Consider the following 11,300-nt stretch of genomic DNA (forward strand, 5'->3'; position numbering starts at 1 on the left):
AAGGGGACACGCGTGCCTACAACATCTCAGAGCAACCGGCAGCAGCCAGTGGCCGGCCAACAACCGCGATGGGAAGACCCGTCACTCGTGACGCGTATTCGTGACGAACTCGCAGCGATGCCTCCACTGGTCGACCTCCGATCGCCAAGTCGGCTCCTCGCCCACCTCGCGGAGGTCGCAGCCGGAGAGAAGCTCGTCTTGCAGGCCGGCGACTGCGCAGAAGACCCCGCAGAGTGCGGCCCTGACGATGTTGACCGCAAGGTCGTGCTCGTCGACGTGCTCGGCGACGTGCTCGCCGCGATCAGCGACCGACCAGTGGTACGCGTCGGCCGGATAGCTGGCCAGTTCGCGAAGCCGCGGTCAGCAGCAACGGAACGCGTCGGCGACACCGAACTCCCATCCTATCGGGGACACATCGTGAATGGTCCGGAGTTCAACCAGCATGCCCGCCGCCCAGACCCAAAGCGGCTTCTGAGCGCCCACCGGGCAGCCAGTCAAGTGATGCGACAGCTGAAGGCCGGGCCTGGCCGCACGAACGACCCAGTCCTGTGGACCAGCCATGAAGCCTTGCTCCTTGACTACGAAGTGCCGATGTTGCGCCGAGACGACCGCAACCGCCTCGTTCTCGCATCAACCCACTGGCCATGGATCGGCGAACGGACTCGCCACATCGACAGTGCTCACGTGCACCTGCTCGCTAACGTCATCAATCCGGTCGCTTGCAAGGTCGGCCCGCGGATGACCGTCGAGGATCTCCTCGCGCTGTGCGCACGACTCGATCCCTCACGTCGACCCGGGCGCCTCACCCTCATCGCCCGACTTGGCGCCCACGTCGTTGGCGATCGCCTGCCAGCGCTAGTGAAGGCCGTCCATGCGGCCGGCCACCCGGCCATCTGGCTGTGCGACCCAATGCATGCGAACACCGTGGCTACTGCGGACGGACGCAAGACACGCCTGGTTCAGACCATCGTCGCCGAGGTGACCGCGTTCCAGGCAGCAGTAATTGCAGCAGGAGGGACACCAGGGGGACTGCACTTGGAGACCACGCCGAACGACGTCACAGAGTGCGCCGACACCACTATTGCCATGGCGCGAGTGGGAGACCGATACACGACGCTGTGCGATCCGCGACTCAACGCACTCCAGGCGGTTTCGGTCGTGTCCACGTGGCGCGCACGAAAGGCAGTCGAAACTGGGGGGGGCAGCATGACCGGTCTCACGCCAATCACCGCCTACCCGTTGCCGACCAAAGCGACGCTTCCAACCAACACCGTGCCGTGGACAATTGACCCAGAGCGAGCGGTGCTCCTCATCCACGACATGCAGCGCTACTTCCTGGCGCCATTCCCCGCCGAAGTGCGTGACCCGCTAGTGCGCAACTGCGCCCGCCTGAGGACACGTTGCGCGGACCTTGGTCTTCCCGTGACCTACACCGCCCAGCCGGGAGGCATGACCGAGGAGCAGAGGGGGCTGCTGAAGGACTTCTGGGGCCCGGGCATGCGAGTCGACCCCTCCGATCGGCTCATTGTGGACGAACTATCGCCAGCTCCGACCGACACGGTCCTCACCAAGTGGCGCTACAGCGCGTTCTTCCGATCAGACCTGCTCACCCAAATGCGTGAACAGGGACGCGACCAGTTGATCCTGTGCGGCGTCTACGCCCACGTCGGCGTCTTGATGACGGCGGTCGACGCGTTCACCAACGACATCCAGCCGTTTCTCGTGGCTGACGCCTTGGGTGATTTCTCAGCCGAGCACCACCGGATGGCGATCGACTACGCCGCAGCTCGGGCAGCGATGGTCACCACGACCGAGGAGGTTCTGCGATGAACCGCTCCCCCCTGCTCAGCCGCGTGCTCGCTTCCGAACCCGGCCCGTTCGCCCTACTCCACCGTCCAGACTCGCTTGGACCCGATCGCCTGGAAGTCCTGGTCGGAACGACTTGCACCCCGAAGCGGCTGGCCGACGTCCCCCTGCCGCTGGATGGGCAAGACGGGCATCAAGCTCTTGTCCTCGTGCCCCATCAGCAGGTTGCAGAGCGCGGCTTCACAGCAACTGAAGACGACTCGCCGCTACTCGCGATGCTGGTGCAGGAGCAAGACGATGTCGCCCTGGATGATGCGCTTGCATTGCTCCCGAACGACCCGATCAGCCTGTCCGAAGGCCACTTCGACATCTCGGACGATGAGTACGCCGAGGTTGTGCGCGCTGTGCTCGCAAACGAGATCGCAACGGGCCAGGGCTCAAACTTCGTGATCAAGCGCTCGTTCGTCGCCACCGTTACCGACTACTCGATCAGCACGGCGTTAACTCTGTTTCGCCGACTCGTTACGCGCGAGACCGGTGCCTACTGGACGTTCCTCATCCACACGGGTGACCGCACCTTCGTCGGTGCCACCCCCGAACGGCACGTCAGCGTGTTGGACAACGTCGCGACCATGAATCCGATCAGCGGCACCTACCGCTACCCGCCTACCGGGCCAGCGTTCTCTGAGGTCATGCAGTTCCTCAATGACCGCAAGGAGACCGAGGAGCTCTACATGGTTCTTGACGAAGAGCTCAAGATGATGTCCCGCATCTGCCCGGCGGGTGGCAGGGTCGTCGGTCCGTTCTTGCGCCAGATGGCACGCCTGGCGCACACGGAGTACTTCATCGAGGGCCGTACTGATCTCGATCCGCGGGAGATCCTGCGCGAGACACTCTTCGCGCCAACGGTGACTGGCAGCCCTCTGGAGAACGCCTGCCGTGTCATCGCGCGCTACGAGGCGCGCGGGAGGCGATACTACGGCGGTGTCGCCGCACTGATCAGCCGTGACGCGAATGGCAACCGCTGCATGGACTCCGCCATCCTCATCCGGACCGCCGACATCCGCGCCGTCGACGGACACGCCCAGGTCGAAGTAGGTGTCGGCGCAACCCTCGTACGTCATTCCGATCCGCTCGCCGAGATCGCCGAGACCCATACCAAGGCAGCCGGTCTGCTTGCTGCATTGACTGAGGTCGAGCGCCTCGACCAGCATCCAGAGGTCAAAGAGGCGCTGCGCCGGCGCAACTCGTCCATCTCGGGCTTCTGGTTTGGCCACGCGGATCAACGTGCGCAACCACGGCCATCCCTGGTTGGCCGTCGCGCGCTGGTGGTCGACGCCGAAGACACGTTCAGTTCCATGCTCGCCCAACAACTGCGCGCAATCGGGTTGTCCGTAGACGTCATCGGTCACGACGTGAGCCTGACGACCACTGAACACGATCTCGTCGTGATGGGCCCCGGCCCCGGCGACCCGCGCCGCGACGACCCAAGAATGATGTCGCTCTCAGCAAGCATCGAGCACCTGCTGATTCACAAGACCCCCTTCCTTGCGGTCTGCTTGAGCCATCAACTGTTGTGTCGTCACCTCGACCTGGAACTGATCCGTCGGGTCGTACCGAATCAAGGCACACAACGCGAGATCGACCTGTTCGGCAGACGGGAACGCGTCGGCTTCTACAACTCCTACGTCGCCCGGACCGAGTCCGGGCAGGTGCAGCACCCCCGAGCCGGCACCGTGCAGGTGTCACGGGACGCCGACACAGGAGAAGTCCACGCGATGCGTGGGCCGTCGTTCGCCTCGGTGCAATTCCACCTTGAGTCGGTGCTCACCCAGAACAGCGAACGCATCCTTACCCAGCTCCTCCACCCCCTGTCCGAGATCCTCGGGTCGACATCAGGAGCACGGACCACATGAAGGCAACCATCTCTTGGTGGGACCTCGCTGACACCGGCCAGACGATCGACTCCCTTCGTCGTCAGCTTGAGCACGACGGCGTCACGGAGTGGAGCAAGGTCAGCGGCCTGCGCGTGAAGATCTGGATCTCGGACCCGACAACCGACAGATGGGGGGCCGTCATGCTCTGGGACGACTACGCAGATCAGGCCGACACTCCGCCGAACCGGGCCGCCCAACTCATCGGAAGCCCCGCGACAATGCGCTTCACAGCAGACGTCGAGCTCATTGTCGAGGGACCCGGCGAGAAGGGCTTGTCGTGACTGCGAACTCGTCGCGCCAGGCGCCGCGGGAGTTCGCCGACCCGCCGCACGAGCCACTGCAGCTGGTCGAACGTTGGCTCGACGAAGCGCGTGCGGACGGTGTCCGAGATCCCCAGCACATGGCCCTGGCCACCGCAGACGCCCGTGGCCACGCATCAAACAGGACGGTCTCGCTTATCGCGATCCGATCCGCAGGCCTCATCTTCGCCAGCCACGCAACAAGCCCCAAGGGGCGAGAACTGGCCGAGACGGGCTGGGCCTCGTGCGTCTTGTACTGGCGCGAAGTCGCTCGCCAGGTCATCGTCAGCGGACCGGTCCAGGTCTTGCCCACCAGCGACTCAGATGAACTCTGGGCAAACCGGCCTCCGATGTTCCAACCGATGTCGGTGCTGTCGAAGCAGAGCGCCCCGCTGGACGACGAGGACTCGCTTCGCAGCCGGGCCCGCGAACTGGCGAACACCAGCGAGGACCTGCCTCGTCCCAGCACTTGGATCGGTTACGTGCTCCAACCGGCCGCGATCGAGTTCTGGCAGTCAGGTGATCCCGACCGCCTCTATCAACGGCTCCTGTACGAGCGCGTCTCGACAGGTTGGCGACCGCGCCGGCTTCAACCCTGACCCAAGACACCGGGGGCAAGCACCCCAAACACCTAGGAGGTAGACCGATGTGTGGGATCGCAGGCTGGATTTCGTTCCGCCGAGACCTGACGCAACATCGCACCGAGCTTGGCGCGATGACCGAAACGATGGCCTGCCGCGGACCGGACGCCGAAGGAACATGGGCGGACCAGCACGCCGCCCTGGGTCACCGGCGCCTGGCCGTCATCGACATCGAGGGCGGGGCCCAGCCGATGACGGTGAAGACCGACGACGGCGACGTGACCCTCACCTACAGCGGTGAGGCGTACAACTTCGAAGAGTTGCGCGGCGAACTGGTCCGTCGCGGGCACCGGTTCCAAACGCGCAGTGACACCGAAGTCGTCTTGCACGGGTACCTCGAGTGGGGCGAAGGACTCGCCGAGAAGCTCAACGGAATGTTCGCGTTCGCCATCTGGGATGCGCGAGTCGAGAAGCTCGTCATGGTCCGCGACCGGATGGGCGTGAAGCCGTTGTATTACTTCGAGACCGACGACGGTGTCCTGTTCGGCTCCGAGCCGAAGGCGATCCTCGCAAATGAGCTCTCGGACCGAGCCGTCGACCTTGCCGGACTGCGAGAAATGGTCAGCTTCACCCAAACCCCGGGCAGTTCCATCTGGGTTGGGATGAAGGAGGTCGTGCCGGGCGGTGTCGTCGTCGTCGACCGCGGTGGCCTGCGTGAGCACCGCTATTGGACGCTGAGGAGTCATCCTCACACTGACGATCAGCACGCCACTGTCGCGACCGTCCGCGAACTGCTCAACGACATCGTCGCCCGCCAGCTCGTCGCAGACGTACCGCGCTGCACGTTGCTCTCAGGCGGACTGGACTCGAGCGTCATTACGGCGCTGGCTGCAGAGCAACTGGCTGAGCAGGGCGAGAAGGTGCGCAGCTTCGCCGTCGACTTCGTCGGCCGAGGGGACCATTTCGTCGCGGACGACCTGCGCCGAACGACGGACGGCCCCTTCGCGCGGGAGCTCGCTGACCACGTTGGGGCGATTCACGAGCCGATCGTGCTCGATCACGCCGCGATTGCGGACCCAGACGTGCGCAGAAAGGTCATCACCGCCCGCGACAGTCCCCTCACTCTCGGTGACATGGACAACTCCCTCTACTTGTTGTTCCAAGCGATCCGCACGCACTCGACCGTCGCGCTCTCCGGCGAATCTGCTGACGAAGTGTTCGGTGGGTACCGGTGGTTCTTCCAGCAGGAGGTTCAAGACGCGGCGACATTCCCATGGATGGCAGTCTTCGTCAGCGGTGCACGAGCCCAGGTGTCCGACCGGTTCAACGCAGACATCACTGCGGCACTCGACGTACACAGCTACATCCGCGAACGGTACGCGGAGGCATTGGCCGAGGTTGAACGTCTCGATGGTGAGAGCGCCCACGAAGCCAGGATGCGCGAGCTGAGCTACCTCCACCTCACCCGGTTCGTCCGGATGTTGCTGGAGCGCAAGGACAGGGTCAGCATGGCCGTCGGACTGGAGGTGCGCGTACCGTTCTGCGACCACCGTCTGGTCGAGTACGTCTACAACGCTCCGTGGTCACTTAAGACCTTCGACGGCCAGGAGAAGAGCCTCCTCCGTGCAGCGACTGCCGAACTGCTTCCGGAGTCGATTCGCAAACGCGTCAAGGCGCCGTACCCGGCAACACTCGACCCGCATTACACCAACGCGCTGCTGGACCAGGCTCGAGACCTCCTCAGCACCAACAACTCCGTCTTCGACCTGGTCGATCGTACGTTCGTCGAGGGCGTGCTCAAACAGGATGCCGCCACCATGCCGATCGACGTACGCAACGGCATCGAGCGCGTCCTCGACCTCAGCACCTGGCTGGACATCTACCGCCCCGAACTGCGACTGAGCTGAACTGAAGGAGACCTCATGGCTAATAGCCCGACCCTGTCCTCGCAGGATGAGATCCGCACCCAGAACCGGGCGGTGGTGGCTGACTACCTCAGCCGCAAGGGTGAGACTCGTAGGACCAGGTACCTGCTGTTCACCGAGGACGGCAGCGCTGGCCTCTACACCAGCGACACTGGTACGCCGATCGTTTCAGTAGGTCACGAGAAGCTGCAGGCGCATGGTGAGTGGTCGCTACGCATGTTTCCCGACTGGGAGTGGAAGAACATCGAGATCTTTGACACCCAGGACCCGGATCGCTTCTGGGTGGAGTGCGACGGTGAGGGAAAGATCCTCTACCCAAACTACGCACCGGGGCTATACCAGAATCACTTCATCCACGCGTTCCGCTTCGAAGGCGGCAAGATCAAGGAGCAGCGCGAGTTCATGAATCCGTTCCAGCAGCTGCGTGCGTTGGGAATCGAAGTGCCGAAGATTGACCGCGGCGGGATCCCCACCTAGGACCGGGCTACGACAGCACGTGGTCGTGGACGGTGGCGTAGTGAGCGGCTACCTCCGCCCCACGGTCCCGCAGAGTGGCGCGTAGCCAGTCGGGCTCCAATGCCTCTGCGTCCGAACCGAGCCGCCACAGCGCGAACTCTGCGTGCTCGGCATCCTGCCAGGTGACTTCCAACTGAAGCTGGCCGTCCGCGTCGAACTCATCGGCGCGGACGGCCAGCGCTGTACTGACTAACTCCTCGCGGCGTGCGCTTGCGACTACGACGCGGGCAGTCACCTGATCGCCACCGTGCAAGAACTCCGCGCACCGTGCCCGCCACACACGGTCCAGATCGACCCGCTCAGGCCGTTCGGCTGGTTCGTCAAGAGCCCGCGCCTCCTGGATCCGCGAGAGTCGATACGTACGTTCTTCGCCGGACCGCAGAGCAAGCAAGTAGCCGCGACCCTGCACTGTCACGAGCCCAACCGGATCGAGAACCCTCCACTGCGGCGTTTGCTCGCGGCCCCCGTACCTGAGGCACAGCTTCCGACCGGTGAGCACCGCACTTCGTACCTCGGACATCACCTCGCCGACTGGCTCCTTAATCGCGGGCCGGTGCATGATCATGTCCGCATCCGGGTCGATGAGAAGGCGCCTGGCGGCATCACTGACGGTCGCCCGGTGGCTCTCGGGGAGCGCGTCAACCACCTTGCGCACGGCCGAAGACAGAGCCGAGCCGAGGCCGAACACCTGCTCTCCACGTCTGGAGCCTGCAACGAGCAACGCAAGCGCCTCGTCATGGCTGAGTCCAGAAAGTTCCGTGTCGAACCCTGGAAGCAGGGCGAACCCGCCGTTTCGCCCACGTTCGGAGTAGACGGGCACGCCAGCGGCCGATAGTGCCTCGATGTCGCGCAGCACAGTGCGAGGGGTGACTTCGAGCTCGCGTGCGAGCGTGGCCGCCGTCGTCAGCTGCCCGCGCTGGCGGAGTAGCAAGACCAGGGACACAAGTCGGTCAGCTCGCATGAAAGAAAGTCTACTCAGATATATGACAGTAGATGTCAGGATTCAATGGAAAGCTCACTCTTGTTAATCCATTCTCATCGGAGGAGCTGAAGTGGCACTACAACGCACTGCCGTCAACCCGGTCACCTGGTCGCAGGCCCTGGGGTTCAACCAGGCCGAAGTCGTCTCAGGGCACACCAAGACGGTTTACGTCTCCGGACAGACCGCCACCGACGACGAAGGAAAGCCTCTGCACGAGGGCGACATGGCGGCGCAGCTCGGCACGGCCGCCGACAACCTGGAGAACGTCCTCAAAGCGGCCGGCCTCACTCTCGCGAACCTGGTGCGCCTCAACGTCTATACGACAGACGTCGATGCGCTCTTTCCCCACTACGGCGTTCTGGCCGCTCGCCTCGGAGCAGCGCAGGTCGCCCCAACCACCACCATGCTCGGCGTGACGCGCCTGGCCATTCCCGGCCAGATGGTCGAGCTTGAGGGTACCGCTGTCGAATGACAACGAGCTGCTCCCGCCGCCTCGTGAGGCGGCGGGAGCGTCCAGGGGGGATCATGGCAGCGCTGACAACCATTGGCGTCTACGGCTTCGACGCGATCACATTTATCGAGTCGCTGCAGCGTGCCGGGGTACGAGTCCTACTCGACGTGCGGCAGCGCCGCGGCGTCCGCGGGTCGCAGTATGCCTGGGCGAACTCACTGCGTCTCCAAGCGTTGTTGGCAGACGCGTCGATCCGTTACGAGCATCACCGCGACCTGTCACCGACGACGGCACTACGCCACCTTCAGTACGCCGAAGACGCTCGCCAGGGGGTGGGCAAACGTTCCCGGGTTCAGCTCGCTCCCTCGTACATTCGTGGCTACACCGCCCAGATCCTTGACCAGGCTGACCTGGGTCGGATCGCCACCGCCCTTCCAGAAGGCGGTGCCGCAGCCATGCTGTGTGTCGAACGTGACCCATCGGCGTGTCACCGATCGCTGATCGCGCGACGACTCACGGAGGAGTACCGAGTCCCGGTGCATCACATACTCCCCGATGGCGGCTAACGTGCTGGACACCCAAGGCCTCGATGCGCGACTCCGCAGGATCGGTGCCCATCACTTCCGGGCACGTTTTCACCTGCGTGGCCGGGATCGGGCGATCGTTGACCTCCGAGGCATCCACACCATCCGCAAGCATGCCGAGGACCTCACCGCGCAGCGACTTGCGCCGGCACGTCCGCGCAACGACGGTCGCCAAACGCCCTACCGGGGGCACCCAGTCTTTGTCGCACAGCACGCAACGGCAACGTGCTGCCGCACCTGCCTCGCGCGTTGGCATGGCATCCCGGCTGGGCATGAGCTGACCGTCGACGAGCGCGCCTACGTGGTTGAAGCCATCTGTCGCTGGATCACCACCGAGTACGCGCCAAAATCACCACCTGCCTGACAAGCGAGAACCGGCGCCGCGGCGCACCCTCGCCATCGTCCGGCCATGCCCGCGAGGAGCATCAGATGTCTTCGAGCCCGAACGAACGACCGTCGTCTGCCCGGCCGCGGATAGCGGTGTTCGCCGGTCCAACCGCAACCATCCTCAACACTCCCGACTTGGTCACGTCCAACAAGGCACGAACGCGGCACGGGCTACCGGTTGGACCTGAACGATTCGACATGCTGCGCCCTCAACGGCTGGCGCGTCCGGTGACGGTCTACGTGGAAGCGTTCAGCGCGCACCCGCTCGAGGCAGACGCCTCAGATCTCTACGCTCCGCCGGATGGGTGGCTCGACAGCGACGGCGGCTTCCACGATGAGCGACCCTCAGGTCCGGCGATCCCGGTCTTTGCGATCGAACTGCTACCCGAAGACGGCCTATACCCGCTTCCGTACATGGCCCGACAACTGGACGGCTCGGCTTGGGAGGAAGCCGGTGCGGATCCCGTCGCGAGCCGGCAGACCTTCCTGCCCGATGCGCGGCGGCTGTACGAAGAGATCGAACGGCTTGGCGTGTCCGACCTTGGTGTCCCGGTCGAACTGACTTCACGGGCAGATTTCGAGTTCTTCCGCGCTGCACCATCGGGCGGGTACACCACTGGTGCTGACGGGGAGCGAGCCGGACGAGACTTCTTCTCATATTACCCCTACCACCTGCAGAGCGAGCCGGGGCTGAACCACCTCGCTCACGTGACGAACCGTGTGCAAGGCGTACTCGATACTGGATCTTTCAGCGGCGTCCAGTGGCTGGAGGGCAGCCCCACTATCGAGGAGACCCTGTACTGGCTCGGGTTGCTGATCGACACCCACGTACCGATCGTGGGACACACGGCGCAGCGTCGACACGGCTCGACGAGTGCCGACGGTGACCGAAACATCGTCGATGGCGTGAAGTACATCGCGTCTGAAATCGCCCTCGGGAACGACGGGGACGATCAAGTGGGCGCGGTCGTCATTGTCGACGAACTGGCCTACACGGCTCGCGACGTGACCAAGGTCGACGCCAGACCGGGCGGCTACGAGGTCGCCGGTGGGCACGGGGGCATCGTCGCCGACCTCGGCGGGTACGGCCCCCCACAACTCACCTTCCGCCCCGCCCGCAACCACACGCACTGCTCGCACGTTCGCTTGCCTGAGCTGCCCACTGAGGTCCAGGGCGTCACGGGGTCCTTGGATGGTGGCATTGCAATCACCGCGGTGAAGACTAAGGACGAGAACGGACTGGTCCCCGATGCCATGCCGGTAGTCACCCTTACCAAGTACGGGAGGTACGCGCTGGCTCAATTAGGAGAAGACGGAGTGCCGTCCGCGGACGACGAGATCGAGCTGTTCGCACGAATTAACGCCAATCTGGCGCAGAACGCCCTCTCGGGCATCGTCTGTGAGGGCATGTCGCCCTTCGCCATGGCCGAGCCAACCAAGAACGCGGCGCTGAGCGTCGCGATCTACTCCGGGATGCCTGTGGTCCGCGTCGGCCGAGGAAACACTGGCGGGATGGCGTATCGGACCGATCCGGCGTTCGTTTCCGGAAACAACCTGACGGCTACGAAAGCTCGGATCCTCCTGATGGCCGCGCTGCTCAAATTGGGCGCATTGCCCCCCGCGAAGGACCCGTTCCGGCCGACGCCCGCCGAGCGCAGGGCAACTGCGGAGGCAGTCATCCAGTACCAGGAACTGTTCGACACCCATTGACACGGACCAACGGGTCTAGCCGCGTGCGCAGTCGACGCACCAAGGGGTCGCCGGTCGGGCCTCGAGGCGCCGGTCGGGGATACGTGTTCCACACTTCACACAGCGGCCATAAGTGCCAGCAT

The 11,300-nt window shown here is 64.3% G+C and carries 12 protein-coding genes; 10 read left to right on the forward strand and 2 right to left on the reverse strand.

The genetic code is table 11. The annotated features are described in order from the left end of the window. Nucleotides 1–12: 12 nt before the first annotated feature. The 6 genes from D1832_RS16040 to D1832_RS13645 are packed head-to-tail and all read left to right on the forward strand — an operon-like array spanning nucleotide 13 to nucleotide 7,025. Nucleotides 13–1,830 (forward strand): isochorismatase family protein, encoded by a 1,818-nt coding sequence (locus D1832_RS16040; RefSeq protein WP_182434799.1) that lies wholly within the window; start codon nucleotides 13–15, stop codon nucleotides 1,828–1,830. Then, on the forward strand, nucleotides 1,827–3,722 hold the full coding sequence (locus D1832_RS13625) for an anthranilate synthase family protein (RefSeq protein ID WP_118914814.1): 1,896 nt from the start codon (nucleotides 1,827–1,829) through the stop codon (nucleotides 3,720–3,722). Before D1832_RS16040 ends, D1832_RS13625 begins: the two co-directional genes overlap by 4 nt. Then, a complete protein-coding gene (locus tag D1832_RS13630) occupies nucleotides 3,719–4,024 on the forward strand; it encodes a hypothetical protein (RefSeq protein WP_118914815.1) in 306 nt (101 codons plus the stop codon). The genes D1832_RS13625 and D1832_RS13630 overlap by 4 nt, the downstream gene beginning before the upstream one ends. Next, nucleotides 4,021–4,641, forward strand: a complete 621-nt coding sequence (locus D1832_RS13635; RefSeq protein WP_118914817.1) for a pyridoxal 5'-phosphate synthase — start codon at nucleotides 4,021–4,023, stop codon at nucleotides 4,639–4,641. The genes D1832_RS13630 and D1832_RS13635 overlap by 4 nt, the downstream gene beginning before the upstream one ends. Nucleotides 4,642–4,688: 47 nt before the next feature. Further along, nucleotides 4,689–6,530: an asparagine synthase (glutamine-hydrolyzing) gene (gene asnB, locus D1832_RS13640; protein WP_118914818.1), complete on the forward strand. Its 1,842-nt coding sequence runs from the start codon at nucleotides 4,689–4,691 to the stop codon at nucleotides 6,528–6,530. A 15-nt stretch (nucleotides 6,531–6,545) separates the two neighbouring features. Next, the gene (locus D1832_RS13645; RefSeq protein WP_182434800.1) at nucleotides 6,546–7,025 is read left to right on the forward strand and encodes a PhzA/PhzB family protein; all 480 of its coding nucleotides are present in this window, start codon (nucleotides 6,546–6,548) and stop codon (nucleotides 7,023–7,025) included. Between the two features lie 7 nt (nucleotides 7,026–7,032). Here D1832_RS13645 and D1832_RS13650 read toward each other — a convergent pair whose 3' ends face one another. Further along, on the reverse strand, nucleotides 7,033–8,025 hold the full coding sequence (locus D1832_RS13650; RefSeq protein WP_118914820.1) for a helix-turn-helix transcriptional regulator: 993 nt from the start codon (nucleotides 8,023–8,025) through the stop codon (nucleotides 7,033–7,035). Nucleotides 8,026–8,116: 91 nt separating this feature from the next. Here D1832_RS13650 and D1832_RS13655 point away from each other — a divergent pair, with 91 nt between their 5' ends. From D1832_RS13655 to D1832_RS13670, 4 genes are all read left to right on the forward strand, one after another. Beyond that, complete coding sequence (locus tag D1832_RS13655) at nucleotides 8,117–8,518, forward strand: RidA family protein (protein ID WP_118914821.1); 402 nt, start codon at nucleotides 8,117–8,119, stop codon at nucleotides 8,516–8,518. 53 nt (nucleotides 8,519–8,571) lie between these two features. Continuing rightward, entirely contained in the window at nucleotides 8,572–9,063 is a 492-nt protein-coding gene (locus D1832_RS13660; RefSeq protein ID WP_118914870.1) for a DUF488 domain-containing protein, read from the forward strand. After that, entirely contained in the window at nucleotides 9,053–9,445 is a 393-nt protein-coding gene (locus tag D1832_RS13665; protein WP_118914823.1) for a DUF4186 domain-containing protein, read from the forward strand. The genes D1832_RS13660 and D1832_RS13665 overlap by 11 nt, the downstream gene beginning before the upstream one ends. A 221-nt stretch (nucleotides 9,446–9,666) precedes the next feature. Next, nucleotides 9,667–11,178: an asparaginase domain-containing protein gene (locus D1832_RS13670; protein ID WP_206609412.1), complete on the forward strand. Its 1,512-nt coding sequence runs from the start codon at nucleotides 9,667–9,669 to the stop codon at nucleotides 11,176–11,178. 15 nt (nucleotides 11,179–11,193) lie between these two features. Here the strand turns inward: D1832_RS13670 and D1832_RS15950 are convergent, their stop codons facing one another. Continuing rightward, nucleotides 11,194–11,277, reverse strand: coding sequence for a TraR/DksA C4-type zinc finger protein (locus D1832_RS15950; protein WP_241511022.1), 84 nt, complete (start codon nucleotides 11,275–11,277; stop codon nucleotides 11,194–11,196). Nucleotides 11,278–11,300 lie beyond the last annotated feature (23 nt).

The organism is Dermacoccus abyssi (assembly GCF_003515945.1).
Taxonomy (GTDB): domain Bacteria; phylum Actinomycetota; class Actinomycetes; order Actinomycetales; family Dermatophilaceae; genus Dermacoccus; species Dermacoccus abyssi.

What these genes read in the sequence shown, in the direction of transcription:
- D1832_RS13625 (WP_118914814.1), top strand. Translation starts at nt 1,827, where the DNA reads ATGAACCGCTCCCCCCTGCTCAGCCGCGTGCTCGCTTCCGAACCCGGC.
- D1832_RS13630 (WP_118914815.1), top strand. Translation starts at nt 3,719, where the DNA reads ATGAAGGCAACCATCTCTTGGTGGGACCTCGCTGACACCGGCCAGACG.
- asnB (WP_118914818.1), top strand. Translation starts at nt 4,689, where the DNA reads ATGTGTGGGATCGCAGGCTGGATTTCGTTCCGCCGAGACCTGACGCAA.
- D1832_RS13645 (WP_182434800.1), top strand. Translation starts at nt 6,546, where the DNA reads ATGGCTAATAGCCCGACCCTGTCCTCGCAGGATGAGATCCGCACCCAG.
- D1832_RS13650 (WP_118914820.1), bottom strand. Translation starts at nt 8,025, where the DNA reads ATGCGAGCTGACCGACTTGTGTCCCTGGTCTTGCTACTCCGCCAGCGC.
- D1832_RS13660 (WP_118914870.1), top strand. Translation starts at nt 8,572, where the DNA reads ATGGCAGCGCTGACAACCATTGGCGTCTACGGCTTCGACGCGATCACA.
- D1832_RS13665 (WP_118914823.1), top strand. Translation starts at nt 9,053, where the DNA reads ATGGCGGCTAACGTGCTGGACACCCAAGGCCTCGATGCGCGACTCCGC.
- D1832_RS13670 (WP_206609412.1), top strand. Translation starts at nt 9,667, where the DNA reads ATGCTGCGCCCTCAACGGCTGGCGCGTCCGGTGACGGTCTACGTGGAA.